This window comes from Pseudoclavibacter sp. AY1F1 (assembly GCF_002931075.1).
GTDB lineage: Bacteria > Actinomycetota > Actinomycetes > Actinomycetales > Microbacteriaceae > Pseudoclavibacter.
The window spans coordinates 132,155-158,180 of the sequence record NZ_PSTQ01000003.1; the positions used below are offsets into that span (position 1 = coordinate 132,155).

Here is a 26,026-nt window from a genome sequence, read left to right on the forward strand (position 1 = left end):
CCTTCAGGTGAGCGGATGCGTCAGCGCAGAGGGGTCCACCCGAACGGGGTGGGCCCCTCGATCGTCGCGCGCTCGCGGTCGGCGGCCGCGGACCAGCCCTGGGCCGCATCCTCGGCGTCGAAGCCGCCGCGAGCGACGCGAAAGCCGACGTCCTCGTGGTGCATGCGGGGCGCCCCGCCGCGGCGGACGGATGCGCGCACGGACCAGGTGTCGTCGGCGTAGCCGCCGCCCCTGAACACGCGGTAGTCGTCGTACCGGGCCGGGTCGAGTAAGTCCCAGCACCACTCCCACGTGTTGCCGAGGGTGTCGAAGAGCCCGTTGAGGTTGGGATGCTTGCCGCCAACCGGTTGCGGGCTGGTCACGCCGTCGAGGCTCGTCCAGGCGACGTCGGCGAGCGGGCCGTACTGCGCGGCCGTCGATCCGGCGCGGCACGCGAACTCCCACTCGGACTCGGTGGGGAGGCGGATGCCATCCGAGTCGACGTGCCACGTCACCTGCTCGCCGTCGTACGAGTAGGCGTGGTCGAGGCCCTCCCATTCGGAGGCGGCGTTGCAGAAGCGGATGGCTCGGAGCCAGCTGACATCGGTTGCAGGCCGGTCGGGGTGGCTTGTCCCGTCGTCGGTCGCCTCCCCGAGGAGTTCGCCGAGCTGCGACTGGGTGACCGCGTACACGCCGATCTCGAACGGTTCAAGCTCCACGCGGCGGCGGAGCTTGCGGCGCGCGTCGTGCAGTTCGACGGTGCCGCCGTCGATGGCCGAGAATTCGATATCCATTGGAGCCATCCTCGCACCGGAGGCTGCCGGCGGCGCCTGGCGGGTGGTCGTCGGGGCGTGAGAGCATGCCGGGATGATCGACTCCGCCGCCTTCGTGACCACCCCAGACGGTCGTCGCCTGCGCACGTTCGCGAGCGGGCCGCGCGACTCGGGTGCCGTGGTCGTGCTTGAGGCGGGCCTGGGTGCGAGCGGCCTGTACTGGGGGCTCGTGCACCGGATGCTCGCGGAGCGCGTGCGGGTCGTCGCCTACGAGCGAGCTGGCTACGGGGAGAGCACGCCGGATCCGTCGCCTCGCACGCTGGAGCGCCTGGCCGACGACCTCGACGTGGTCGTGAACGCGCAGGAGCCGTCACGGCTGGTGCTCGTCGGCCACAGCTGGGGCGGGCCCATCGTGCGGCGGCTGGCGGCTCGCCGGCTCGCGGCAGGGGAGGCGATTGATGGGCTGGTGCTCGTCGACCAGAGCGACGAGCACGCGTCGCTGTACTTCCGGCCGTCGACTCGGCGCCTCTTCGCGTTCTCGGCTGCCGTGTTGGAACCGTCCGCCCGACTCGGCCTGCTGCGCGTGCAGCTGCGCAGCCTCGTCGAGGGGATGGACCCGGTCGCGGCGGCGCAGGCTCTGGATGCATCCACGAACCAGGGTGCGGCGCGGGCGGCGTCCGCCGAGCAGCGCCTCGTGGGGAGTGAGCTCGCCGGGTTGCGGTCGCGCCCACCGAGGCTCGGCGATCTGCCGATGCGGGTGATCTCAGGCATGAAGGCGATCCCCAGCGATCGCACCCGCGGCCCGCTCATCGCGGCGCACCTCGAGACTGTCGCCGCGCATCCGGGGGCCGTGCACGTTCGCGCCGAGCAATCGGGCCACGTCATCACCGCCTCCGAACCCGGGCTGGTCGCACGGAAGGTGTTGGAGCTGGTGTGCGCTCAAAAACCCGCCCAGTAGCCTGATCGCATGTGCGGGCCTGCGCTACACGCCGCTCCTCAGCTCGAGATCGCGTGGCGGGCCGGCGTCAAGTACTTCTTCGGGCAAGACGTCGACGGTGGTCCGGGCCTCCGTCGCTGAAGACGGTGGACACCGCATGGCTCGACACGGGCGAGACCAACGTTGCAACACGGTGACGTCGTTCCCCGCCGGGAACTCCGCATCTGCCCACTGGGTAGACTGGCGGCAGATCGTGAGGAGCGAACGATGACGATGCAAGTGGGGCCGACAGCGGTACCGGAACGCCTGTGGATGTCGATGATCGCTCGCGCCGTGCCCGCGCTGATCATCGCAGCCGTCATCACCTTCTCGCAGGACCACTCGGCCTCGTTCGGGTTCGTGACCTTCGGGGCGTTCGCACTCGCGTCCGGTGTGCTCATCGGGTTCGAGGCCGTCGGCTTCAAGGACCACCCGGCACGTGCCCTCACCTTCGTGCGCGCAATCGTCTCCGCGCTCGCCGGCGGCTTCGCTCTCTTCATGGGCACCGCCGAGACCGAGCACGCGACGGCAGCCGCGTTCATCGCGACGGTCGCGACCTGGGCGCTGGTCACCGGTGCCCTGGAGCTCGTCAGCGCCCGCGTCGGTCGCGCCACCAAGTTCTTCTCGCGCGAGGTGCTCATCACGGGGGCCATCACGGTCCTGCTCGGACTCCTCGTCGCGATCATCCCGCCGGACCTCCGCGTCGACTACGGCGGACTCGAGCAGGTCGAGGGCACCCTCACCGCATCCGTGCAGACCGTCGGCTACGTCGGCGCCTACCTCGCAGTGCTCGGCGTGCTGCTGGTCATCGAAGGCATCACCCTTCGCGGCATCCTCGCGGATGCGCCGGCCGTCAAGCCAGAACTCACCAAGAAAGCCTGATTCCCCAGTGACACAACCCAAGCGCCGCGCGGTTCTGAAGCCCTTCGAACTGCTCGGCATCTCCGCCGTGATGGCGGGCTTCGTGCTCCTCATCCTGCTGCTCACCACGCAGGACTTCGTGCTCGGCCTCATCTTCGCCGGCGTCGCGTTCATCGTCGCGATCCTCGTGCTCGCGATGCTTGTCCTCTCCTACTCGCCGAACCCCGACACCGAGATCTACCTCGACCGTTTCGAGAACGCCGAGACGGGTGTCGCGCGCAGCGACGAAGGGGAGCAGAGCCGCTCGGCGAACCAGGCAACCGCCGAGTCGGCCGCGAACAACGAGCCGGTGGTCGCGCACGCTGAAACTGCCGAGCCCGTCGCAGAGCAGAAGCCAGCACCGGCGCCGGATGCACACGCATCCGATGTACCTGCATCCGCCGCCCCGACCGCACCTGTATCCGCCGCCGTGCCCGCAGACGCAGAAGAGGCCCCGCTCGACGAAACGACGTCGGACGAGGCCCCCACCAGCAAGTAGCCGCTAGCCCTTCGCGACTAGCTCAGGTGGTCGACGAGGCGGGATGAAGCGCCCGTGTAGCTGCCGGGCGTGAGTGCGAGGAGCGAGTCCTTCGCGTCCTGCCCGATATCGAGGCCAGTCACGAACTCGACGAGCTCGGCCTTGCCGATGCGGCGGCCGCGCGTCAGGTCCTTGAGCACGGCGTACGGATCCGCGATGGATGAACGACCCGCGACGATCTCGGCGCGGATGACCGTCTGGATCGCCTCGCCGAGCACCTCCCAGTTGCCGTCGAGCTCGGTCGCGAGCAGCGCCTCGTCGACCGCGATCTCGCGCAGGCCACGCGTCACGTTGTCGAGCGCGAGCAGCGAGTGGCCGAACGCGACGCCGATGTTGCGCTGCGCGCTCGAGTCGGTGAGGTCGCGCTGCAGGCGCGAGGTGACGAGCGTCGAACCGAGCGAGTCGAGGAGTGCGCTCGAGATCTCGAGGTTCGCCTCCGCGTTCTCGAAGCGGATCGGGTTGATCTTGTGCGGCATCGTCGACGAACCCGTCGACCCTGCCTGCGGGATCTGACGGAAGACTCCACGCGAGATGTAGGTCCACACATCGGTGCAGAAGTTGTGCAGGATGCGGTTGAACCGCGACACGTCTGCGTACAGTTCCGCCTGCCAGTCGTGCGACTCGATCTGCGTCGTCAGCGGGTTCCAGCTCAGCCCGAGGCCCGTGACGAACTCGTCGGCGAGCTGCTCCCAGTTCGTCGTGGCGCTCGCGGCCTGGTGCGCCGCGAAGTTGCCGGTCGCGCCCGCGAACTTGCCCAGGTACTCGGTCGCCTCGACCCGCTTCAGCTGGCGGCGCAGGCGGTGCGTGAACACGGCGAGCTCCTTGCCCAGCGTGGTCGGCGTCGCGGGCTGGCCGTGCGTGAGCGACAGCAGGGGCACATCCCGGAGCTCGACCGCGAGCTCGGCGATGCGGTCGGCGAGACCGGAAGCTGCTGGCAGCCAGACGTCGTTGACGGCGTCACGGATCGTGACCGCGTACGAGAGGTTGTTGATGTCCTCGCTGGTGCAGGCGAAGTGCGTGAGCTCGGCGAGCTCGGAGAGGCCAAGCTCCTCGAGGCGGGCCCGCACGTAGTACTCGACGGCCTTCACGTCGTGGCGGGTGCGCGCCTCGACCTCGGCGAGCTCGTCGATATCCTTCTGGCCGAAGTCGGTGACGACGGCACGCAGCGCGGCGGCCTTGTCAGCGTCGATCTTGTGCGACCCGAACATCTCGCGGTCAGTGAGGAACAGCAGCCACTCGACCTCGACGTGCACGCGGGCCCGGTTGAGCGCGGCTTCGGAGAGGTGCTCGCCAAGCCCTTCGACGCTCTTGCGGTAGCGCGAGTCGAGGGGGCTCAGCATCTGGGGAGGGAGGGGGCTCATTGTGCTCCTTGGGATGTGGACGATCCGGCGCGCGCCGTGAGGGCCGACCGGACGACGGGCTCGATCTGGCGAAGAAGCTCCTCGCATGCGCTCGTGATCATGTCGCGCACGTGGTCGAAGAGCTGGTCGTTGCCATAGTACGGGTCGGGGACTTCCGAGATCCCGCCCGGAGGCGCGGGGTGGAAGGTGAGGAGCGGCTGCACAAGCGAGCGCTGCTCGTCGTCGGACGCCCAGGCCTTGAGGATGCGCCGCTGGCCGCGGTCGAAGGTGATGATGAGGTCGAACGTGTCGAACCAGTCGACCTCGAACTGCTTCGCGCGATGATTCTCGGCGGTGAAACCTGCCCGCTCGAGCGCCGACTGCGTGCGGGGGTCCGCCTTCTCGCCCACGTGCCACTCGCCGGTGCCGGCTGACGCGATGTTCACGGCGCTGCCGAGGCCGATCTGCTCGACCATGTCGCGGAAGATGACCTCGGCCATCGGGGAGCGGCAGATGTTTCCCGTGCAGACGAAGATGATGCGAAAGACCGCGTCCTTGCTGTTTTTCGCCATGACGCTCATTGTCTCGCATTCGGGACGCGTTCGTGCGCCGGTTCACTCGTTCTTTTCCGGCGTTTCTGAACGACGACTCACTCTGCAGACGTTTCGCCTGTGGACGGCGACCTGTCCACAGCGTCTTGAGCCCATCCGTCGCGACCTCGCTTCGCGCCGGAGGATCGATGCATTCGACGTACGAGAGGACGGCAGCGAATGCCAGAGACCATGCCATCCGTTCCCATAGCTGCCCCAGTCATCGGCCCGACGCTGCCGATCGTGGACGCCGCGAGGGTGCAGATCCTCCGCGAGCTGCAGCTCATCGCCCTCGACAACGCGCGTGCCCTGCAGGCGTTCGATTCGGGTGCCCGCGATACCTGCACGGGCCTGCGCTTGCTCGCGACTTCGGACGCGTGGAGCTCACCAGCGCAGCGGTGCCTCGCGATCGAGGCGGAGCTGCTCGCCGACGCGATCTCGCTGGTGGCCGCCGCCGCTGCCCTAGCCGAGGAGGACTACCGCTCCGTGCACGGCAGCCTCGACCTCGAACTCGCGGGGCTGGGCGCGCGGTGAGCGGCGAGCTCGTTGTTGTCGGCGCGAGCGACGTCCGCGCCATCGCAGCCAGGGCCGGGCTGTTCGCGGTCGACTTCACGGCGCTTCGCTCGATCCTCGCTGCACAGGAGTGGATGCCGGCCTCCGCGTGGCTCAGCTCGTCCGGGCTCTCGTTCGCGGCGTCGGCGGCGCAGGCCGAGGTCGCGTTCTTCGGCGGAGCGCCGCTCGAGCTGCAGCTCTCGTCGCTGAGCCAGCGCATCCTGCTTGCCGCCGAGCTCTACGAACAGGCCGAGGCGCTTTCGAGGGCCGTTGTGGACGCCGCGGGGGCAAGCGTCGCCACCTCGCTCGGCCGCTCGATCCCGCTCACCGTGGCCCTCTTGGGTCCGGCCGCGGGGATAGCCGCGCTCGTGGCTCTGGCCGGTGACGCGCCCACGCTGAGTGACCCGCGCATCCAGGAGCTCATCCGTGTCACCGTCGAGAACGCCGACGACTTCGCGCTGGGTCTCCTCGGCCTGCCACCAGTGCCTGGCGCGGATGGCAGCAGCCTAGTCTCTTGGGCGCTTGCGGGAGCAGGCCTGGCCGGGCTTATCCCGAGCGATCGGTTCCGGGTCGCGACCGCCGCGATTCCGCTTCCTGGCCGGGATGCGCCTCCGTCCGGCCTGCGGGAGCTGGTCGCCGCGATCCCTCCCTCCGTCGACGGCGGGCCGCAGCTGCGCATCACGAGCTACGTCGGCGCTCACGGCGAGGAGCTCTACGAGGTCGCTATCACGGGAACCTCGAACCAGGCGTACGGGTCGACGGAGAACCCGTTCGACCTGGCCGGCAACCTCGCTGCCTACGCCGGTATCGACTCGCAGTCAGTCTCGGCGGTCCTCGCCGCCATGGAGGAGGCCGGTATCGACTCGGGAGATGCGGTGGTGTTCGCTGGCTACTCGCAGGGGGCGCTCGTGGCGGCGGCGATCGCCGGCACGGGGAAGTTCGACACGAAAGGCCTCGTCTCCATCGGCGGCCCCATCGATGCCGAGAAACTCCGCGGTGACCTGCAGAAGCAGGAGGGGCGCCGCGGGAGAGAAGCTCCGATCATCGAGATCCAGCACAGGGAAGACCCGATCGTGGGGTTGCAGGGTCTCGCGCCCGACGGCTCGGACTCAACGATCGTCTTCGCAGACGCCGACGCCGTGACCCCGCTCGACGACGACCCGCTCGCCGCGCATTCGCAGGCCAGGTACCTCGAGACCGCGGGCCTGGCCGATGCGAGCGGCGACCACACGCTCGACTCGGCCCGGGCCGACCTCCTTGGCGCCTATGAGGGGTTGGAGGTTGCCGAGACGAACCTCTACACGGTCGAGCGGCTCGACCCGCTTCCCGGCGCGGATGAGGGAGCGCAAGAACTCGTCGAACGCCTCGAACAGCAGTTCGGGGCGGTCACCGAGGAGATTGAGAACGGGCCGCTCGAACTCGACGCGCGGAGCCGTCGTTCGTGACCCCGCTCGATACCAGTGACCTCACCGAGACTCCTGAGGCCGTCCCAAGAACGGTTTCCTAGCGTTGAGCACACGACACGCGCGCTGACACATACAAGGGAGTATGCAATGCCACAACGCCGAGCCGGCGAGCACGCCGAGCACTTCTCGCCCCTGCCCACCGCCAGTACAGAGACGCAGATGCGATCCCCGGGCGAACGAGCCGAAGCCTTTTCTGGCAAGACGACACGCAATCGCTGGCTGGGTTTCGTCGGCGGTATCGCCCTCGCGGGCCTCCTGTACTGGGCCATCCCAGCCGAAGCCAGCCACGATGCGCGACTGACGGCGGCCGTCGCCGGGCTCATGGCCGTCTGGTGGATGAGCGAAGCGCTCCCGATTCCCGCCACTGCACTCGTTCCGCTTGTCGCCTTCCCCCTCCTCGCCGAAGGCAGCGAGGAATCGCCGGTCGACGTCTCCTCAGTGGGCGCGAGCTACGGGAACGACATCATCTTCTTGTTCATGGGCGGGTTCCTCATCGCGCTGTCCATGCAGCGCTGGAACCTCCACCGGCGAATCGCGCTGATGGTCCTGAAGCTCATGGGTGAGCGCACCGGCGCGATCATCGCTGGGTTCATGATCGCTACGGGCTTCCTCTCCATGTGGGTGTCCAACACGGCCACAGCCGTGATGATGCTGCCCATCGGCCTCTCCGTCCTCGAACTCGTGAGCGACACCATGGAACGCAAGGGCGTCATCGAGAAGGGCGCAGGCGCGAAGGGCGCACTCAAGACAAAGTTCGGCGTCGGGCTCATGCTGAGCATCGCCTACTCGGCTTCCATCGGATCGCTCGGCACCATCATCGGTACTCCACCGAACGCGTTGCTCGTCGCCTACATGAGTCAAGAGCACGACGTGCAGATCGGTTTCGGAGAATGGATGCTAGTCGGCCTGCCGCTCTCCATAGTGCTGCTGGCGATCGCCTGGTGGCTCCTGGTCAAGGTGCTCTTCAAGCCAGAAGTCGAGCGGATCCCGGGCGGCCGCGAGGTCATCGGGCATGAGATCGACAAGCTCGGCCCGGTGTCGACGGGGGAGAAGCTCGTGCTGGGCATCTTCGTCCTGGCAGCGGTCAGCTGGATCGCGATTCCTCTGCTGTTCGAGGATCCACCCATCACCGATGCCGGCATTGCGCTCGCGGCCGGTCTCCTCCTGTTCCTCATCCCCGCAGGTGCCGAGCGAGGTGTGCGCCTGCTCGACTGGGAGTCAGCGGTCAAGCTCCCGTGGGGCGTCCTGCTTCTCTTCGGTGGCGGTCTCGCGCTCTCCGCCCAGTTCTCCTCTTCGGGCCTCACCGAGTGGATCGGTGACGCTTCCCAGGCCATCGGTGGCCTGCCGGTCGTGCTCATGGTCGTCATCCTGGCCGCGGCGATTCTCTTCCTCACGGAGATCACCTCGAACACGGCTACAGCGGCCACGTTCCTCCCGCTCGTCGGCGGTATCGCCGGCGGAATCGGCGTTGACCCGCTCCTGCTCACGATTCCGGTGGCGCTCGCGGCAACGTGCGCGTTCATGCTGCCCGTCGCGACCCCGCCGAATGCTGTGGTCTTCGGAACCGGCTATGTCACGATCGGTCAGATGGCCAAGGCGGGATTGTGCCTCAACCTCGTCAGCATCGTGCTCATCAGCGCCACCACCATGACGCTCGCCGTATGGGTGTTCACGATTGTGTACTAGCTATTCCTCGCGGCGGCGCTGGTCGCTCTTGAGCTTCGAGTCCGCGCCACGTGCCCAGCCACCGAGGATCGAGGTGATGACGGACATGATGAGCGCGGCGAGCACCGCCCACCAGAAGCCGGAGACCTCGATGCCGAAGCCGATGCCATCGCTGATGACGCCCACCAGCCAGAAGAGGAAGCCGTTCACGATGAACGAGATGAGGCCGAGCGTGAGGATGTAGAGCGGGAACGCGACGACGCGCACGAACCCACCGACCACGGCATTCACGACACCCCAGATGAGGCCGAACAGTGCAAGGGTTCCGATGAGGCCCCACGTCGAGTCCTCGAACGGAATCACCTGAACGTGTGACTGCAGGATGAGGGTCACAACCCAGAGGGCGACGGCGTTGATGATGATGCTCAAGAGGGCTCGCATGGCCCCTATCCTCGTCTATCCCGTGCAGTGTCTGCCTGAAGTGTTGGAGGATTTCTCCTGAATGGCGATGGGGCGGAGAACTAGACTGGCGAAATCTCGGGCAACCGCATCGGGATCGGAACAGCAGGAAGGCGCCACACGACGTGACTCCAGGCGACGAGACCGTGCAGATCCTCACTCCAGAGGGAGAGGTGAAGCCGACGAAGGCCGCCGAACCCTTCCTCGAGCAGCTTGAGCTGCTCAAGACGGAGGACTACCTGCGCGCGTACCGCGACATGAGCTACGTGCGAGCCTTCGACCGCGAGTCGACGATGCTGCAGCGCCAAGGCCAGCTGTCGCTCTACGTGCCAGCCGAGGGTCAGGAGGCGGCGCAGATCGGCTCCGCCTACGCCATGCGCCCGCAGGACGCGGTGTTCCCCTCCTACCGCGAGCACGGAGTCGCCTTCGTGCGTGGCGTCGACCTCGTCGACGTGCTGCGCCTGCTGCGCGGCGTGACGCACAGCGGATGGTCACCGGAAGGCCACGGCGTGCGTCCATACACGCTGGTCATCGGCTCCCAGACGCTCCACGCGACGGGCTACGCGCTCGGCCAGAAGTTCGACGGGGCCACCGGCACGGGTGACCTCGAGAAGGACGAGGCGACCGTCGTCTACTTCGGCGACGGCGCGACGAGCCAGGGTGACACGAACGAGGCGTACATCTTCGCGACGAGCTACCAGGTGCCGCTCGTCTTCTTCCTGCAGAACAACCAGTGGGCGATCTCCGTGCCCGTCTCCGTGCAGGCCAACAACCCGCTCTACAAGCGCGCGGGCGGCTTCGGCATGCCCTCGACGCACATCGACGGCAACGACGTCATGGCGAGCTTCGCCGTGACTCGCTCGCACCTCGAACGGGCGCGTGCGGGCGGTGGGCCAGGCTTCATCGAGGCAGAGACGTACCGGATGGGCGCCCACACCACGACCGATGACCCCACGAAGTACCGCACGAAGGACGAGGAGGAGTCGTGGCGCCGCCGCGACCCCATCGCCCGCCTCGGCGCGTACCTGCGCGGCCAGGGCGTCGGCGAGGACTTCTTTGCCGGGGTCGACGAGGCTGCAAAGGACTACGCGGCCGACGTGCGCCGCGGCGTGTTCGAGATCGAAGAGCCAGACAACGACTCGATGTTCGACAACGTGTACAGCGATGCGCATCCGCAGCTCGAGGAAGAGAAGCAGTGGCTGCGCCGATACGAGGCGTCCTTCGACGATGCAGCGAACCAGGAGGCAACCCGATGACCGACCTCGCCACGAGCACCCCATCCTCAAGCACGAACAGTGGAGCGCAGGGGCCTGAGGCGGATGCGCCAGAGACGGTCACGATGCCGCTCGCCAAGGCCATCAACGCCGGCCTGCGCCGCGCCATGGAGGACGACGACAAGGTCATCCAGCTTGGCGAGGACATCGGCACGCTCGGCGGCGTCTTCCGCGTCACCGAGCACCTGAAGCGCGACTTCGGCGCGAACCGCGTGCTCGACACCCCCCTCGCGGAGTCCGGCATCATCGGCACCGCCATCGGTCTCGCGATGCGCGGCTACCGGCCCGTGTGCGAGATCCAGTTCGACGGCTTCATCTTCCCCGGCTTCGACCAGATCACCACCCAGTTGGCGAAGCTCACGAACCGCAACGAGGGTCGCCTGCAGATGCCGGTTGTCATCCGCGTGCCGTACGGCGGGCACATCGGCGCCGTCGAGCACCACCAGGAGAGCCCAGAGGCGTACTTCGCCCACACGGCCGGCCTTCGCCTCATCTCCCCGTCGACGCCCAACGACGCCTACTGGATGATTCAACAGGCGATCAAGAGCAACGACCCCGTCATGTTCTTCGAGCCGAAAAGCAAGTACTGGCAGAAGGGCGAGGTCAGCCTCGGCGGGCCCGCCGCCGGGATGCACGCGAGCCGCGTCGCCCGCATCGGCACAGACGTGACGGTTGTCGCGCACGGCGCCATGACGGCCGTCGCGCTGCAGGCCGCAGCGGTCGCCGAGGCGGAGGGCATCAGCATCGAGGTCATCGACCTGCGCTCGCTGAGCCCCATCGACTACGCGCCCATCGTGGAGTCCGTCCGTAAGACCGGCCACCTCGTCGTGGCGCAGGAGGCGCCGTCGAACTCGAGCATCGGCTCGGAGATCGCGGCGACCGTGCAGGAGCGGGTGTTCTTCTCGCTCGAGGCTCCGGTGCTTCGCGTGTCGGGCTTCAACGTGCCCTTCCCGCCCGCCAAGCTCGAGGCGAGCTACCTGCCGGACGCAGACCGCATCCTCGAAGCCGTCGACCGCTCACTCGAGTACTGAACCAAGCCAGCACAGATAGAGACAAGCACACAATGAGCACCGAGAACTTCGAACTTCCCGACGTCGGGGAAGGACTCACCGAGGCCGAGATCGTCTCCTGGCACGTCAAAGCTGGCGACACCGTCGAGCTGAACCAGACGCTGTGCGAGATCGAGACCGCAAAGTCGATCGTCGAACTGCCGAGCCCCTTCGAGGGCCGCGTCGTCGAGCTCTTCGCGAGCGAGGGCCAGACGGTTGACGTCGGCAAGCACATCCTGTCCATCGAGACGGCGGGGGCCGCCGGTGCGGCCGAGGTGCCCGCCGCAGCTCCAGAAGCCCCCGCGGCCGACCTCGAGTTCGACGCGGCGCAGGCGGATGCGGCTTCGACAGTCTCCACCGAGGGAGCAGAGTCCGGAGCCAACTCGGTCCTCGTCGGCTACGGCCTGGGCGATGCGCCAACAACGCGTCGCCGGAAGAAGTCTGCCGCGGCGGCGCCAGCCCAGCGGACGCGTCCCGCGCAGATCCCGGCCCCGGCTCAGCCGTCGCACCGTCCACCCGCGCAGGTTCCGGCCGCCGTTTCCGGGGGAGCGCAGACGCAGGCCCGCCCTGGGTCGGTGCCAGCCGCATCCGCTTCGGTGGTCATCGCGAAGCCACCGATCCGCAAGCTGGCGAAAGACCTCGGAGTCGACCTCTCGCAGGTCGAGCCGACGGGTCTCGCTGGTGAGACGACGCGGGACGACGTGATCCGTCATGCGCAGCAGGCGAGCGTCTTCAAGAACCTCGAGACTCCCATCTGGGGTGAGGTGCGCGAGGAGAAGCACCCCGTCAAGGGTGTGCGCAAGGCGACGGCCAACGCCATGGTGTCGTCGATGTTCACGGCCCCGCACGTGACGCTCTTCACCGACGTCGACGCGACCCGCACGATGGAGTTCGTGAAACGCCTCAAGGCGTCGCCAGACTTCGCGGGCGTCAAAGTCTCGCCGCTGCTCATCGTGGCGCGCGCCGTGATGTGGGCGATCCGTCGCAACCCGATGGTCAACGCCGCGTGGACCGACGAGGAGTACACGGTCAAGCACTACGTGAACCTCGGCCTCGCCGCGGCGACCCCGCGTGGGCTCATCGTGCCGAACATTAAGGACGCGCACGCCATGACCCTGCACCAGCTGGCGCAGGCGATCGAGCAGCTCACGTACCGTGCCCGCGACGGCAAGACGCCGCCGACTGAGATGCGTGACGGCACGTTCACGATCACCAACATCGGCGTCTTCGGGATGGACACGGGCACCCCCGTCATCAACCCGGGCGAAGTAGGAATCCTGGCTCTCGGCACGATCAAGTTGAAGCCGTGGGTGTTCGAAGACGAGGTTCGCCCGCGCATGGTGACGACGCTTGGCGCCTCGTTCGACCACCGCCTCGTCGACGGTGACGTCGCGAGCCGCTTCCTCGCCGACGTGGCGACGATCGTGGAAGAGCCGGCGCTGCTCCTCGACTGAGCGCTCAGATTAACCGTGCGCGCCGGGGATCGCTCTCCGGCGCGCGTTACGGGGGAGTGCCCGGCGCTGACAGCACTGTGTCTGTGCTGAAACTTCTCCCCAATCTTCGCTAGTCCTTCGGACTGATCGTTCGGTAAGCTCTCCGAAGCTCCTCCCCTCCTTGTGCCCCCACCCCGGAGAAACTTAGTCATGCCTGAAAATCAGCAATCCTCCCGACGCAGCATTCTCACCGCGGGTGCGTGGGCCGCGCCAGTCGTGGCCGCCGCCGCGATGACGCCCGCCGCCGCCGCTTCGCGCGTGGTGCCGTGCACCCCTACGCAGATCCCACAGGCAAACGGAACCGGTACGACGGGCTGGGTGACGACCCTCGGCTCGAACCCGAACGCCGCGCCCTCGGCGTGGACCAGTTCGGCCACGCCGAGTCCGAACGTTGGCACGCCGTTTTTCCGCGCCTACACCGACTCCGCCGCAGTCGCGTCGGGTGCGACCCTCGTCACGAGTACGGTCCAGATGAGCGTCGTCGCCAACACCCAGTACACGATCCAGTTCAACGTCCAGGCAGGGAAGGGATACGTCGCGGCCGGCGGGGGAGCAACGTGCACAACCATCAACTCGACCGCGATCTTCGACATCGGCACGGGTACCACCCGCCAGGTGCTGTTCCGCGGACACACACAGACTGCAGCAGATACGAACCCGAGTATCTTCATGAACCCGCCAGCGAGCTGCACAGTCGGTGGCGCACGGGCGAACGCGCCCGGGTACGCCGGAGTCGCGGGTGCTGTCTACACCACGACGGTCACCTACACTGCTCCGTCCACTGGCACGGTTGAGCTGCGCATGCGCTTCAACATGGTTGTGGGCACGAACTCCGGCAACAACGACGACTGGTACGTCAAGCCGACCCTGGTCGCGTGCCGTCGCTCTGGCGCCTGAATTAGGTTTCCTGATCCCTTGCTGAGCCGAGCGTAGACCCGGCGCTCGCGGTCACAACGAGGAAGATAGCCAGGACGACGAGCGGGCCAACCTGTTGGCCGAGGAGCATCCAGCCGGAGAGCGCCGCCATGACGGGCTCGAGGCTGAGCAGCACCCCGAAGACGTGCTTCGGCACGCGCCGGAGCGCCGCGAACTCCAGCGAGTACGGCACGACCGACGACAGCATCGCCGTGCCAAACGCCAGCAGCAGGAGCCAGGGCGTCGCAATCGCGGTTGCAACGCCGCCGAACCCGAGCGGCAGCGTCAGCATGCCCGCAGCGAGGAACGCGACCGCGAGGCCACCCGTGCCGGGTACCGAGGCGCCGACCCGCGCGCCCATGAGGATGTAGCCGGCCCAGAACGCCCCCGCGATGAGCGTGAAGAGCACGCCGAGCGGGTTGAGGGGCTCGCCCGAGTCGAGGCTCTCGACGCCGAGGAGCGCCATGCCGGCAAGCGCGAGTCCCACCCAGACCAGGTGGCGAGGCTTGCGTGAGAGAACGGCGGCGAGTGTCAGCGGGCCGATGAACTCGATCGCCACGGCCGGCCCAAGCGGGATGAGCGCGATCGACGCGAAAAAGAAGCCGTTCATGCCCGCGATCGCGACCCCGAACAGCAGCACGTGCATCCACTGTCGTCTCGACCAGCTGAGGGCGCGGGGGCGGGCCACGAGCAGCAGCACCCCGGCCGCCAGCAGGAGTCGCAGTGTGGTGACTCCCCAGCTGCCGAGCTCGGGGAAGAGCTGCATGGCGAGGGCCGCTCCGAATTGCAGGGAGACGCACGAGGCGAGGATCATCGCCACGGCCGGCATGGTGCCGCTTGGGCGGATGCCGGGGCGCGTTCCGGTGCCGGTTCCGAGGCCGGCTGTGGCCGGCGCGGTCGGTCGCGTCGCTGGTGGGGTCATGGACCAACTCTCGAGCCGCAGCGCTCGTTTAGTCTAGTGAACGTCACTCACGCATATCGTGTAGCGCAGCTAACAAAGAAGGGGTGCAGCGCGTGCTCAACCTCTCCCGCCTGCGCATGCTTCGCGAACTTCGTCGCCTCGGCACGCTGACCGAGGTCGCTCGCTCGCTTTCGTACACGCCGTCCGCGATCTCGCAGCAGCTCGCGGTGCTCGAGCGAGAGGTCGGCGTGCCGTTGCTTGAGCGCTCGGGGCGGCGCGTGCTGCTCACCGCGGATGCGATCGCGCTCGTCGAGCACACGGAAGTTGTGCTCGCGCGCCTCGAGCGTGCGGAGGCCGAGCTCGCGGCGGCGCAGACCGAGGTACGCGGCACACTGCGTGTCGCCTCGTTCCAGAGCGTGCTGCTCTCGATCGGCCCGATCGCACTCACGCTCCTGGCCGAGCGGCACCCCGAGCTGCAGGTGGAGATCACGCAACGTGAGGTGACCAGCGCTTACGAGGGGTTGCTTGCGCACGATTTCGACCTGATTCTCGGGGAGGAGTACCCGGGAGTGCCCGAGCCGCATCGCGCGGGCGTCCACCGTGAAGACTTCACGACGGATGCGCTGCGCCTTGCCATGCCGACGACGGGTCCGTTCTCTGCACTCGACAGCGACATCACGGCCCTGTCGGGCGCATCCTGGGCCGTCGACCCGGAGAGCAGCACGACCGGGCGCTGGGAGCGGGCTACGTGCCGCGCGGCTGGGTTCGAGGCGATTGTCCGCTTCGAGACGACCGACCCGCTGCTGCACGCGCACCTCGTGCGCACGGGCCACGCGGTGTCGTTCATGTCGGAGATCATCGCCGCCCAGCATCTGGCTGGGATGCGCCTTGTCGCGTTGCCTGGCGACCCGCACCGGGTGCTGTTCACGGCCGTGCGCGACGGGCGGGCCAAGCATCCTGCGATCCGCGCGTTCCGGGAGGCGCTCACCGAGGCGGCAAGCCAGGCGACGCCGACGCCGTAGGAGCGGTCTGCGGGGCTGCCTCGTGCGACAAGGTTGTGGCTGTATGTCATCGGGGCGGGCTTCAACTGCATCCACCCACAACTCTGACCGAGGTGCGCCCGCGAGGCTGCAACCCAGGCGCTGCAACCCGGGCGTTGCAACCCGGGCGGCACCGTCGGGGCGGGCCGCGCGAAATTGCTGGCCAGAGTTGTGGCTGGATGCACTTCAGGTTTCCTTGAAGCGCGCTTCGCCACAACTTTGGCGGGTGGTGCTCTTGGCCCGTGCGGCCGCTGGCGGGCGGCGGCGGCGGCTGCGGCTGCGGCGGCGGCGGCGGCTGCGCGAGAGAGTTGTGGCGGGATGTCGTTGGGGCGGGCTTGAACCGCAGAGACCCACAACTTTGTCGGAGGCGCACGCGGCTGAACGGTGTGTCCACCGAGCGCAATTGACATTGATTCTCAGTACGAATTACACTCCACTGGTGAACCTTCGCGCCCCCGCCCTCATCGCCCTCGCCGGACTCTCGACGCTTGCCCTCGCTGCCTGCTCTGGCCCCGCGGCCGGCACCGATGCATCCGCTGCCCCCACCGCGGATGGTGAGGCGTTCACGGTCGTCGCGACGACAACGCAGGTCGCCGACTTCACGCGCGAGCTCACCGACGGCCTGAACGTCGAGGTCACGCAGCTCCTCCAGCCAGGGATGAGCGCACACAGCTTCGAGCCGACCCCCGCTGATCTCGTCGCGCTCGGCTCGGCCGACCTTGTCGTCTCGAGCGGCGCTGGCCTCGAGGAGTGGCTCGACGCGGCCGTTTCGTCGAGCGGATACGCGGGCGAGGTAGTGGATGCATCCGCCAACGTCACCCTCTCGGGCAGCCACGAGCACGACCACGGCGAGGAAGCGCATGCCGAGGAAGGCCACGACCACGCCGAGGGCGAAGAGCACAGCCACGAAGAAGAGACCCACGCCGAGGAAGCACACGCCGAGGAAGCCCACGCCGACGAAGAGGCCCACGGCGAAGGCAACCCGCACACGTGGACCTCGCCCGCCAACGCCAAGCTCATGGCAGCCGAGATCGCGGCGCACCTCGAGGAGCTGCCCGGCATCGACGCCGCCGCGGTGCAGGCGAACGCCGACGCGTACGACGGAGAGCTGACCGAGCTCGACACGTGGATCGCCGCGAACGTCGAGGCCGTGCCGGAGGCCGAGCGGGTTGTTGTCACCAACCACGACGCGCTCCACTACTACCTAGAGCAGTACGGCATCACGTTCGTCGGTTCGATCATGCCGAGCTTCGACGACAGCGCCGAGCCGAGCGCGGCCGAGATCGACGCCCTCATCGCCGAGATCAAGGAGCACAACGTGAAAGCGATCTTCACGGAGACGCAGCTCTCTCCCCAGAACGCGGAGACCATCGCCGCGCAGACTGGCGCGAAGGTCTTCTCGGGCGACCAGGCCTTGGCGACGGATGCACTCGGCGAGCCGGGTACCCCGACCGGCACGTATGTCGGTGCGACGGTGCACAATACTCAGATGATCATCGAATCCTGGGGCGCTACCGCGACCGACGTGCCTGAGGTGCTTGCGCAGCAGTGACGCATCCAAGCCCCCTCGTCTCGTACCGCGACGCCTCCATTGCCTATGGCAGGGAGGCGCCCGCGCTGACCGGTGTGTCGTTCGAGGTGGGGGAGGGCGACGCGGTTGCGCTGCTCGGCCCGAACGGTGCCGGCAAGTCGACGCTGCTGCAGTCGCTCCTCGGCCTGCTGCCCACCACCGGCATGGCCGAGGTGCTTGGCGCGACGCCCGGGGCGCGTGCCTCCGACGTGGGCTACTTGCCGCAGTCGACGCACATCGACCCAGACTTCCCCGTTTCGCTGCGCCAGGTCGTCATGATGGGGCGCTACCGCCGCATGGGCCTTTTCCGCTGGCCGAGCGCCGCCGACCGTGAGGTCGTGCGCGGCTCGATCGAGACGGTTGGTCTGACCGAGCTGGCGAACACGACCTTCGGCGAGCTTTCCGGCGGGCAGCGTCAGCGTGGACTGCTGGCGCGTGCCCTCGCGACCGAGCCGAAGCTCATCCTGCTCGACGAGCCCTTCAACGGCCTCGACCGCGCGAACCGGGATGCGCTCATCGCGACCCTGCTTCGTCTCCGCGAGACGGGGGTCGGCATCGTCGTCTCGACGCACGACCTGGAGCTCGCCCACGAGGTGTGCTCGCACGTGCTGCTGCTCAACGGACGGCAGATCGCGGGTGGCCCCATCTCGGATGCGCTGACGGATGTTGCGCTCGCGGCCGCCTTCTCCGGTACGTCCGCCGACACGGAAGCGCATGGCGGCGCCCACGGCACGCTTTGCGCGCCGGGTGGCGAGGACGCCGAAGAGCACGAGCGGGCGCGGGTGTGACCGACCTCTCTGTCCTGCTGCAGCTGCCGTTTGTGCAGAGCGCGGCCATCGCCATCATCGTGCTCGCCGTGGCGAGTGCAGTCGTCGGCACGGCGCTCGCGCTGCGTGGCCTCGAGTTCCTCAGCGACGGGCTTGTGCACTCCGTGTTCCCCGGCGTGGTGATCGGCTTCATTGCGGCCGGCACCGACGGCGTCTACGTCGGCGCTGGCATCGCGGCGCTTGTCGCGACGGTCGCGCTGACCATCGCGTCGGCGCGCGGCATCGGCTCGGATGCCACCATCGCGGTGGTGCTCGCCGGTGCGTTCTCGCTCGGTATCGTCATCGTCTCGCGCAGCGTCGACGACTACGCGTCCGGCCTCGAGCATCTGTTGTTCGGGCAGCTCCTCACCGTGTCGAGCGCCGACATCGTCGCTATCTGCGTGCTTGGCGGTGCCGCGGTCCTTCTTGTCGTCGGCACTTGGAAAGAGCAGCTGCTCGTGTCCTTCGACCGCAAGCAGGCGCAGGCCTCCGGCATGCGGGTGCTCGCCTACGAGCTGGTCCTTAACGTCGCCATCGCGCTGGTGGTCGTCGCGGCCGCGCGGGCTGTTGGCAACCTCTTGGTGCTCGCGCTGCTGATCGTGCCCGTCGCGGTCGCGCGCCTCCTCGTGCGCCGCGTGTGGACGATCGTCGCGGTCTCGCTGCTCGTCTCGGTCGGCTGCGGACTCCTCGGCCTGTGGGCCGGGCTCTGGCTGTCGCTGGATGCGGGCATCCAGGCGTCCCCGAGCGCCGTGCTCGTGCTGGTGCTCGTTGCGCTCTACCTCGTTGTCGTCGCGGTGACGAGGCTCGTGGCCCTCGGCTCCTCGAGTCGGCGGCGCTCCGAGGCGACCCGGGTTGCCGCGCCCTCGGGTGACGCGGTCATTCCGGAGGTGGTCTCGTAACCGTGGACTACTTCTCCCTCGCCCTCCTCACTGGCGCCCTTGTCGGCCTCCTCAGTGGCCTCGTCGGCGTGCTTGTGCTGCTGCGCCAGCGAGCGTTCTACACGGTCGCCCTCACGCACGCGACGTTCCCCGGCGGCGTCTTCGCGGCCGTCGCGGGAATCAACATCGTCGTGGGCGCATCGATCTTCAGCCTGCTGCTTGTGGCGCTCATGGCGGCGCTGTCTCGCCTGCCGAGGCAGGGCAAGCAGGTCGCTGCTGGCATCATCCTGAGCTTCGGGTACGCGCTCGGCATGCTGTTTGCATCCCTCAACCGGGGCCAGTCGGTGCGCGTCGATTCGTACCTGACGGGTTCGATCCTCGCCATGAATCCCACCAATGTATGGCTGCTGGGCGCAGCTCTGGCGGTGGTCGTCGCCGTGTACGCGCTGTTCGGCAAGGAGCTGCTGTTCTCGAGCTTCGACGCTCGTGGCTTCCGCGCGGCCGGGTTCCGCGAGGGCACATGGGACCTCGTGGCCCTGGCCCTCATCACGCTCACGGTTGTCGTCGCGATGCCGGCTATCGGGTCGATCCTCGCGATCGCCATGATCGCCGCGCCGGCGGCAGCGGCCAGGCTGCTCACGAAGCGCATCGGGTGGATGCTCACCCTCTCTTGCGTGTTCGGCGTCACGGCCGCGGTGGTCGGCCTGCAGGTCTCACGGTCGCTGTCGTTCGCGGCCGGCGGGTCGATGGCCCTCACCGCGGTCGCGATCTTCGTGATCGCGTTGTGCATGAAGGGGATCACGCAGCGGTTCGCGCAGGGCGTCTCGCACCGCGCATCCGCCCCCGGTATGGTCGGCTGATATGAGTGACGAGACGAACGGCGAGGGCGGCGCTACCGCCGCGGCACCCGCGGCACCCGCGGCCCCCGTCAAGCGGAACACTCGGCAGCGGGAGGCTGTGCGCCGAGCCCTGGCGGAGTCGCCGGAGTTCGTGAGCGCCCAGGTGCTGCACCAGCGGCTCTCTGCTGCGGGGGAGCGCATCGGGCTCGCGACCGTGTACCGCACGCTCGGCGCGCTCAGTGAGAGCGAAGAGGCCGATTCGCTGCAGAACGCCGAGGGCGAAGTCGTCTATCGGGCCTGCGAGATGGGCGAACACCACCATCACCTCATCTGCCGAAACTGCGGGGCCGCCGTCGAGATCACGGCCGACCCGGTCGAGCAGTGGGCATCGAGCGTCGCCGCTGAGCACGGCTACACGCAAGCGAGGCACGTCGTCGACATCTTCGGCCTCTGCCCGAAGTGCTCGGCGCTCGCGGAAGCGCAGGCGTAACAGTTCTCCGGCGCGCACGCCGCGCCCCGCGCAGTCCGTGCACCGTCCCTGCCGGAACCGGTGCTTGAAAACCACTGCCTCCTCGCGATCCCGCGACAGACCTGGGGCCTTCGCAGGCAGTTCCCGCGCGAGGGATGCACGAGGCCCAGGTCTGTGGTTCGTGCCGAGGGGCCTTGGGGTTGTGCAGGCGGTTTGGGCGCTCCAAGCTTGGCGCTACGGGCGCAGGTCCTTCAGGTAGGTGTTGACCTCGCGGGCGTTGGCCACTTCAGAGGACAAGAATTCAGCGTTCAGCAGCTCGGTCTCCTCGCGGCCGGCGATGGCGAGGGTGTTGCCGTAGGGGCTCGCGATGGTGCTCAGCCCCGTGAATCCCGGGCCAGAGTGGTTCGCGTACGCGATGTACAGGCCGTTCTCGAGGGCTCGTACCGGCACCATGTGGGTGGAGATGACCTCGGCGTTGTAGGTGTGGCCGGGCTCGCCGCCCGCGACGTCGCCCGTCGAGGGGACGGCCGTCGGGATGAGCAGCGCCTCGGCGCCCGCGACGGCCGCGCGGCGTGCGATCTCGGGAAACTCGATGTCGTAGCAGATGGCGAGCGCGACCCTCAGGCCGGCGATCTCGACGACCTCGGCGGGCGCATCGCCGAGGTCGAAGACCTCCTGCTCTTCCCCGCCGAAGAGGTTCGACTTGCGGTAGCGGGTGAGCTCGTTGCCGTCGCTCGCGAAGAGCGACGCCGAGATGAAGCGGCGCTCCGTGGTGGCGTTGGCGGCGAACCCAGCTGAGCGCTCGATCGTGTGCTCGACGGTGGATGCGACGATCGCGATCCGCAGGTCGGCGGCGATCTGCGCGATGCGCTCGCGGATGGCCGAGCCGTCCTCGCCGGCGACCTTCGCGGGGGCGTACCCGGTGGCGAAGAGTTCGGGCGTGACGAGGATGTCGGAACCGGCGGCGGCCGCCCGCTCCGCGAACGAGCGCAGGACCTTGAGGTTGTCGTCGACCGCGCCAACGGCGCCCTGTGCCTGCAGTACGGAAATCAGCGCCATTGCCAGCCTCACATCGTTGGGGTTGTCACTCGAAGTGCGCCCGTTCGGGTGCCCTTCGAGAAGTATCTCTTGACACGGTCGGGGAACAGCTTCAGGATAGCCGAAACCGAAATGAATTCGGTTGATCTGGTTTCGACAGCGAAGGCAGGACCCCCATGGACATGCGCGACCCGGAGATCACCGCAGATCTCGCGAGACGACTCGACACTATCGCGAACGCCGAAGCAGGCGACGTCGCGCACGACCCCTTGAGCGGCCGTGACATCGGACTCTTCACGCTCACCTGCGTCGCCCTCGTGGCCGTCGGCGCGCTCGTGGTGATCCTGTGAGCGGCGCCGAGAAGCGCGGAGGAGCCGCGCGAAAGGTCGAAGGCGCATCCGCCGAACTCGACCAGGCCGCGACCTTCGGCTCGCTTCCGCTCCTCAAGAAGGAGCGCATCTGGTCAGGCTGGGACTACAGCTGGGTCAACCTCAGCCTGGCGATCGCGACGTGGGCGTTCCTCGTCGGCGGCTCGACGGCGCTGCTCGTCGGGTTCCAGGACGGCATCGCCGCGATGGTCATCGGCAACGCGATCGGCCTCGGCATCATGGTGCCTGCCGCGACCGCCGCGAGCGCACGCTTCGGCGTCGAGCAGTACACGATCCTGCGGCCCGTGTTCGGGCTCATCGGCGTCGGAGTGCTGGTGTTCACGGTCATCCTCGTCACCGAGATGGGCTGGTCGTCGCTGCTGGCGATCATGGTGGGGCGGGCCGTCACGCAGGTCGCCAACGGGGCCGCGGGCACCGACTTCGGCTCTGGCAGCTTCCTCGTGACCGTCGTAGGCCTCGTCGCGATCCTCATCGCGTGGCTCATCCTGTCGCGCGGACCCGTCACGATCGGCAAGCTCAACCGCTTCGTGGCGCCGGGGCTCGTGCTCGTCACCGTCTTCATGCTGTTCTTCCTCGTCGCCAACACGTCCTGGGAGGCACTGTTCGCCGCCGAGCCGCTCGCGCCCTTCGACGAGCCGCAGTTGAACTTCATGCTCGCCGTCGAGTTCAACGTGGCGGTCGGCTTCTCCTGGTACCCCGTCATGGGGTCGATGGCCCGCATGACCCGCTCCCCGAAGGCCGCCCTCTGGCCCGCGTTCACGGGCCTCATCGTCGGCACGCTCGTGGCGCAGATCGTCGGCATGGCGGCGGCGCTCACGCTCGGCGACTCCGACCCCACAGTGTGGATGCTGCCCCTCGGTGGTCCGATCCTCGGCGCGTTCATGCTGCTCTTCATCTCCTTCGCGAACATCACGAGCATGTCGTCGATCGTCTACTCGACGGTGCTCGCCATCAGGCAGGCGAGCGGCAACCTCCTCGGACGCGTGCCCTGGCCCCTGCTGTGTGGCGCGTTCTTCGTGCTCCCCGCGATCCTGACGTTCTTCCCCGACTTCATGTACCAGCAGTTCATGGTGTTCGTCACGATCTCCGGCGCCTTCCTCGCCGCCATGTGCGGGGCGATCCTCGCCGACTACTTCGTGCTCCGGCGTCAGTGGGTTCGCCTCCCCGACCTGTACAAACTTCGCGGCGAGAGCGTGTACCACTTCACGGGCGGCGTGAACTGGGCCGGCATCGTCTCGGTCATCGTCGGCGCGGCCTTCTACCTGTGGATCTACAACCCGGTGACCCTCGAGACGCATCCGCTGTTCCTGCTGCTCACCGCATCCGCACCCGCCACGGTGCTCTCGGGAGGCGTCTACCTGCTACTGGCCCAGCTTCTCTACCGGCGCCGCGGCATCGGGGCCTTCACGGACACGGCGACCACGACCACTCACCACACAACCACCCGGAAAGGGGTCTAAGCATGCGCGCACAGGCGGCAGTTCATTTCGAGGGAAGCAGCGAGCTCGAGATCCGCGAGATCGAGGTCGCTGAGCCGGGGCCCGGCACCGTGCTCGTGAAGCTCGGCGCGTCCGGCGTCTGCGGCTCCGACCGTCACGTGCTCGACGGCGACTGGCAGCTGCCCTCGCCCACCGTTATGGGCCACGAGGGGGCCGGAGAAGTGGTGGCAGCCGGGGCAGGCGTCATCGACGTCGAGCCGGGCGATCACGTCATCCTCAGCTGGTTCTACCCCTGCCGTCGGTGCACGGCCTGCCTCAGCGGACGCGCCTACGTGTGCACGGGAAGCCGCAGCGAGGAGTGCCTCCTGCCGGACGGCACAACCCCGCTCTCCCTCGACGGCGAGCCCGTGTACCCGTACCTCACCGCCGGCACGATGAGCGAGTACGCGGTGGTGCCGGAGTCGGCCGCCATCAAGGTGCCGAAGGAGCTGCCGTTCGACGTGGCGAGCCTCATCGGATGCTCGATCGCGACGGGCGTCGGGACGGTCGTCAATGACGCCGCGGTCGGTGCCGGTGAGTCGGCGGTTGTCGTCGGGGCCGGAGGCGTCGGACTCAGCATCATCATGGGGCTGCAGCTCGTCGGTGCGAACCCGATCATCGCGATCGACCTCAACGAGGACAAGCTCGCGGCCGCGCGCGAGCTCGGCGCGACCCACACGATCGTGCCAGGGCAGGATCTCGCCGCCCAGGTCGCCGAGATCACGGGCGGCGGCGCCGAGTACGCGTTCGAGGCCATCGGGCGAGTGCAGACCATCGAATCGCTGCCCGGTCTCATCGCTCCGGGCGGCACCGCCGTCATCGTCGGACTCCCGCCGGCTGACGCTCCAGTGTCGTTCGATGCCCTCGCGCTCGCAGAGACCGGGAAACGTCTCATCGGCACCAACTACGGCTCGACCGTGCCTGGCCGTGACTTCCCGAAGCTCGCCGCGCTCTACCTCGCCGGTCGCCTGCCCGTTGACAAGCTCATCAGCGAGCGCATCCAGCTCAGCGAGGTGAATGAGGCGTTCGAGGCCATGAGGCGAGGCGAGCGGGCCAGAAGCGTCATAGTCTTTTGAGACTGATGCCGGCGCGGGTTGCTGTGCACTGAGAACAAAGGAGTCTGATCATGGCACGACCGAGGATCCCGATCCTGTCTCCTGAGAAGATCTGCCTGGCTGCGCTGGACCAGATCGACCGCAAGGGCGACTTCTCGATCCCGGTGCTCGCGAAGGAACTCGGGGTCAGTGCATCCTCGATGTACCACCACGTGCACGGGCGGGCTGGCATCGTGAACGGCATCCGCGCGCTCATCAGCACGGAGCTGTCGCTCGCGATCGGGCTCGAGGACGCGAGCGACGAGGACCTCGCGGCGCTCGCCGCCATGAGCTGGCAGGACCAGGTGCGCCGGTGGTCGAAGGACTACACGCGAGCACTCGCGAAGCATCCGCTTGCCTTGCCGATCATGGTGCAGGAGCCCGTCAGTGACGAGCAGACGCTCGAGGTGTACGAGGCGATCGCGATCACGTTCCGGACTGTGGGGTTCACTGACGAGCAGGCGCTCGTCGCGATCGCCGTGCTCGAAGGGCTCACCTTCGGGCGGGTGGTGGATGCGGCTTCCCCGCCGATCCCGTGGGCTGCGGACCCTGATCGGCACCCGTCCCTCTACGCGGTGACGACGTCGCTCGAGCCGTCTCGTCGCCTCGAGCTCGCTTTCGAGTTCGGCCTCGAGGCGATCATCGCGAGCCTCGAGGGCGTGCTAGAGGCGAACGCTCGTGGCTGAGGCGCGCACGGTTGTCGTCACGGGAGGCTCCGACGGGATCGGGGCTGCGGCAGCGCGTTCCCTTGCTGCCAAGGGCTGGCGGGTTGTCGTCGTCGGCCGCAACGCCGACAAGACGGCCGTCGTTGCTCGCGAGATCAACGCTGAGTCGTACGTCGCCGACTTTTCGCGCCTCGACGAGGTGCGTGAGCTCGCGGCGTCGCTCGTCGCGCAGATCGGACCGATCGACGTGCTCGCGAACAACGCGGGCGGCATCTTCGGCGACAAGGCGCGAACCGTCGACGGCAACGAGCTGACCCTGCAGGTCAACCACCTCGCGCCGTTCCTGCTCACGAACCTCCTCCTCGAGCAGGTGAGTGTCGGTGCGGTTGTGAACACGGCCAGCATCGCGGCGCGGCTGATGGGGCGCATCGACCTCGACGACCTCGACGACCTCAACAACGACGCCCGCTTCAGCGCGAATAAAGCGTACGGCGACGCGAAGCTCGCGAACATCCTCTTCACGAAGGGCCTCCACCGCGGCTTCGCGGGGCGGCCGGTTGCGAGCGTCGCGTTCCACCCCGGGGTCGTCGGCACGAACTTCTCCTCCGACTCCACGAGCCTCATGCGGCTCCTGTACCGGACGCCGCTCGCGAAGCTCTTCACGATCAGCGCCGCCAAGGGAGGGGAGACGCTCGAGTGGTTCATCGCGGGCCAGCCGGGCGTGACCTGGCAGGCGGGGGAGTACTACGACGAACGGCACCACGCGACGAACGTGAACCCGCAGATCTTCGACGAGGACCTCATCGAGGGGCTGTGGAAGCGCAGCGCCGAGCTGGTGGGACTCGACACCAAGTGACGCGAGCCCAGCGCTGCGGGGGAATACCCCGCCG

The 26,026-nt window shown here is 68.0% G+C and carries 27 protein-coding genes; 21 read left to right on the forward strand and 6 right to left on the reverse strand.

Annotated features, from left to right (window positions below):
• Positions 1–20: 20 nt before the first annotated feature.
• Entirely contained in the window at positions 21–773 is a 753-nt protein-coding gene (locus C5B85_RS06810) for an SUMF1/EgtB/PvdO family nonheme iron enzyme (protein WP_104285270.1), read from the reverse strand.
• 73 nt (positions 774–846) lie between these two features.
• Here C5B85_RS06810 and C5B85_RS06815 point away from each other — a divergent pair, with 73 nt between their 5' ends.
• The 3 genes from C5B85_RS06815 to C5B85_RS06825 all read left to right on the forward strand — a co-directional run bounded on the left by C5B85_RS06815 (position 847) and on the right by C5B85_RS06825 (position 3,127).
• Entirely contained in the window at positions 847–1,710 is an 864-nt protein-coding gene (locus C5B85_RS06815; RefSeq protein ID WP_104285271.1) for an alpha/beta fold hydrolase, read from the forward strand.
• A gap of 246 nt (positions 1,711–1,956) precedes the next feature.
• Positions 1,957–2,610, forward strand: a complete 654-nt coding sequence (locus C5B85_RS06820; RefSeq protein WP_146077870.1) for a hypothetical protein — start codon at positions 1,957–1,959, stop codon at positions 2,608–2,610.
• A 7-nt stretch (positions 2,611–2,617) separates the two neighbouring features.
• Positions 2,618–3,127 carry a hypothetical protein gene (locus C5B85_RS06825; protein ID WP_104285273.1) on the forward strand — a complete coding sequence of 170 codons (510 nt, stop codon included), beginning with the start codon at positions 2,618–2,620 and terminating at the stop codon, positions 3,125–3,127.
• 17 nt (positions 3,128–3,144) lie between these two features.
• On the opposite strand, the gene purB is transcribed toward C5B85_RS06825, so the two are convergent.
• Both purB and C5B85_RS06835 read right to left on the reverse strand, forming a co-directional pair.
• Positions 3,145–4,527, reverse strand: a complete 1,383-nt coding sequence (gene purB / locus C5B85_RS06830) for an adenylosuccinate lyase (RefSeq protein ID WP_104285274.1) — start codon at positions 4,525–4,527, stop codon at positions 3,145–3,147.
• The gene (locus C5B85_RS06835) at positions 4,524–5,078 is read right to left on the reverse strand and encodes a low molecular weight protein-tyrosine-phosphatase (RefSeq protein WP_104285540.1); all 555 of its coding nucleotides are present in this window, start codon (positions 5,076–5,078) and stop codon (positions 4,524–4,526) included. Before C5B85_RS06835 ends, purB begins: the two co-directional genes overlap by 4 nt.
• 198 nt (positions 5,079–5,276) lie before the next feature.
• On the opposite strand from C5B85_RS06835, the gene C5B85_RS06840 reads away from it, so the two are divergent.
• The 3 genes from C5B85_RS06840 (at position 5,277) to C5B85_RS06850 (ending at position 8,800) form a co-directional block, all read left to right on the forward strand.
• Complete coding sequence (locus C5B85_RS06840; protein ID WP_104285275.1) at positions 5,277–5,630, forward strand: hypothetical protein; 354 nt, start codon at positions 5,277–5,279, stop codon at positions 5,628–5,630.
• A complete protein-coding gene (locus tag C5B85_RS06845; protein WP_104285276.1) occupies positions 5,627–7,093 on the forward strand; it encodes a hypothetical protein in 1,467 nt (488 codons plus the stop codon). Before C5B85_RS06840 ends, C5B85_RS06845 begins: the two co-directional genes overlap by 4 nt.
• A 108-nt stretch (positions 7,094–7,201) precedes the next feature.
• Positions 7,202–8,800, forward strand: coding sequence for a DASS family sodium-coupled anion symporter (locus C5B85_RS06850; RefSeq protein ID WP_104285277.1), 1,599 nt, complete (start codon positions 7,202–7,204; stop codon positions 8,798–8,800).
• On the opposite strand, the gene C5B85_RS06855 is transcribed toward C5B85_RS06850, so the two are convergent.
• Positions 8,801–9,220 (reverse strand): phage holin family protein, encoded by a 420-nt coding sequence (locus tag C5B85_RS06855; protein WP_104285278.1) that lies wholly within the window; start codon positions 9,218–9,220, stop codon positions 8,801–8,803.
• 143 nt (positions 9,221–9,363) lie between these two features.
• Here C5B85_RS06855 and C5B85_RS06860 point away from each other — a divergent pair, with 143 nt between their 5' ends.
• The 4 genes from C5B85_RS06860 to C5B85_RS06875 all read left to right on the forward strand — a co-directional run bounded on the left by C5B85_RS06860 (position 9,364) and on the right by C5B85_RS06875 (position 13,951).
• The gene (locus C5B85_RS06860; RefSeq protein WP_104285279.1) at positions 9,364–10,494 is read left to right on the forward strand and encodes a thiamine pyrophosphate-dependent dehydrogenase E1 component subunit alpha; all 1,131 of its coding nucleotides are present in this window, start codon (positions 9,364–9,366) and stop codon (positions 10,492–10,494) included.
• A gap of 83 nt (positions 10,495–10,577) precedes the next feature.
• Complete coding sequence (locus C5B85_RS06865; RefSeq protein ID WP_258070665.1) at positions 10,578–11,543, forward strand: alpha-ketoacid dehydrogenase subunit beta; 966 nt, start codon at positions 10,578–10,580, stop codon at positions 11,541–11,543.
• Between the two features lie 32 nt (positions 11,544–11,575).
• Positions 11,576–13,015, forward strand: coding sequence for a dihydrolipoamide acetyltransferase family protein (locus C5B85_RS06870; protein ID WP_104285281.1), 1,440 nt, complete (start codon positions 11,576–11,578; stop codon positions 13,013–13,015).
• 189 nt (positions 13,016–13,204) lie between these two features.
• A complete protein-coding gene (locus C5B85_RS06875) occupies positions 13,205–13,951 on the forward strand; it encodes a hypothetical protein (protein ID WP_104285282.1) in 747 nt (248 codons plus the stop codon).
• Between the two features lies 1 nt (position 13,952).
• Here the strand turns inward: C5B85_RS06875 and C5B85_RS06880 are convergent, their stop codons facing one another.
• Complete coding sequence (locus C5B85_RS06880; protein ID WP_219819361.1) at positions 13,953–14,891, reverse strand: DMT family transporter; 939 nt, start codon at positions 14,889–14,891, stop codon at positions 13,953–13,955.
• Positions 14,892–14,983: 92 nt separating this feature from the next.
• On the opposite strand from C5B85_RS06880, the gene C5B85_RS06885 reads away from it, so the two are divergent.
• The 6 genes from C5B85_RS06885 to C5B85_RS06910 all read left to right on the forward strand — a co-directional run bounded on the left by C5B85_RS06885 (position 14,984) and on the right by C5B85_RS06910 (position 20,493).
• The gene (locus C5B85_RS06885) at positions 14,984–15,892 is read left to right on the forward strand and encodes a LysR family transcriptional regulator (RefSeq protein WP_104285542.1); all 909 of its coding nucleotides are present in this window, start codon (positions 14,984–14,986) and stop codon (positions 15,890–15,892) included.
• Positions 15,893–16,349: 457 nt separating this feature from the next.
• On the forward strand, positions 16,350–17,462 hold the full coding sequence (locus C5B85_RS06890; RefSeq protein ID WP_258070635.1) for a metal ABC transporter solute-binding protein, Zn/Mn family: 1,113 nt from the start codon (positions 16,350–16,352) through the stop codon (positions 17,460–17,462).
• Positions 17,459–18,268 carry a metal ABC transporter ATP-binding protein gene (locus C5B85_RS06895; RefSeq protein ID WP_104285543.1) on the forward strand — a complete coding sequence of 270 codons (810 nt, stop codon included), beginning with the start codon at positions 17,459–17,461 and terminating at the stop codon, positions 18,266–18,268. Before C5B85_RS06890 ends, C5B85_RS06895 begins: the two co-directional genes overlap by 4 nt.
• Complete coding sequence (locus C5B85_RS06900) at positions 18,265–19,185, forward strand: metal ABC transporter permease (protein ID WP_181064319.1); 921 nt, start codon at positions 18,265–18,267, stop codon at positions 19,183–19,185. The genes C5B85_RS06895 and C5B85_RS06900 overlap by 4 nt, the downstream gene beginning before the upstream one ends.
• A 2-nt stretch (positions 19,186–19,187) precedes the next feature.
• On the forward strand, positions 19,188–20,024 hold the full coding sequence (locus tag C5B85_RS06905; protein WP_104285285.1) for a metal ABC transporter permease: 837 nt from the start codon (positions 19,188–19,190) through the stop codon (positions 20,022–20,024).
• Position 20,025: 1 nt separating this feature from the next.
• A complete protein-coding gene (locus tag C5B85_RS06910) occupies positions 20,026–20,493 on the forward strand; it encodes a Fur family transcriptional regulator (RefSeq protein ID WP_104285286.1) in 468 nt (155 codons plus the stop codon).
• Between the two features lie 213 nt (positions 20,494–20,706).
• Here C5B85_RS06910 and C5B85_RS06915 read toward each other — a convergent pair whose 3' ends face one another.
• Positions 20,707–21,531, reverse strand: a complete 825-nt coding sequence (locus tag C5B85_RS06915) for a nitrilase-related carbon-nitrogen hydrolase (RefSeq protein WP_104285287.1) — start codon at positions 21,529–21,531, stop codon at positions 20,707–20,709.
• 155 nt (positions 21,532–21,686) lie between these two features.
• On the opposite strand from C5B85_RS06915, the gene C5B85_RS19150 reads away from it, so the two are divergent.
• The 5 genes from C5B85_RS19150 to C5B85_RS06935 are packed head-to-tail and all read left to right on the forward strand — an operon-like array spanning position 21,687 to position 25,992.
• On the forward strand, positions 21,687–21,860 hold the full coding sequence (locus tag C5B85_RS19150) for a hypothetical protein (protein ID WP_181064320.1): 174 nt from the start codon (positions 21,687–21,689) through the stop codon (positions 21,858–21,860).
• Positions 21,857–23,359, forward strand: coding sequence for a cytosine permease (locus tag C5B85_RS06920; RefSeq protein ID WP_104285288.1), 1,503 nt, complete (start codon positions 21,857–21,859; stop codon positions 23,357–23,359). The genes C5B85_RS19150 and C5B85_RS06920 overlap by 4 nt, the downstream gene beginning before the upstream one ends.
• A 2-nt stretch (positions 23,360–23,361) precedes the next feature.
• Complete coding sequence (locus tag C5B85_RS06925) at positions 23,362–24,453, forward strand: alcohol dehydrogenase catalytic domain-containing protein (protein ID WP_104285289.1); 1,092 nt, start codon at positions 23,362–23,364, stop codon at positions 24,451–24,453.
• A gap of 50 nt (positions 24,454–24,503) precedes the next feature.
• A complete protein-coding gene (locus tag C5B85_RS06930) occupies positions 24,504–25,157 on the forward strand; it encodes a TetR/AcrR family transcriptional regulator C-terminal domain-containing protein (protein ID WP_104285290.1) in 654 nt (217 codons plus the stop codon).
• Positions 25,150–25,992, forward strand: coding sequence for an SDR family NAD(P)-dependent oxidoreductase (locus tag C5B85_RS06935; protein ID WP_104285291.1), 843 nt, complete (start codon positions 25,150–25,152; stop codon positions 25,990–25,992). The genes C5B85_RS06930 and C5B85_RS06935 overlap by 8 nt, the downstream gene beginning before the upstream one ends.
• Positions 25,993–26,026 lie beyond the last annotated feature (34 nt).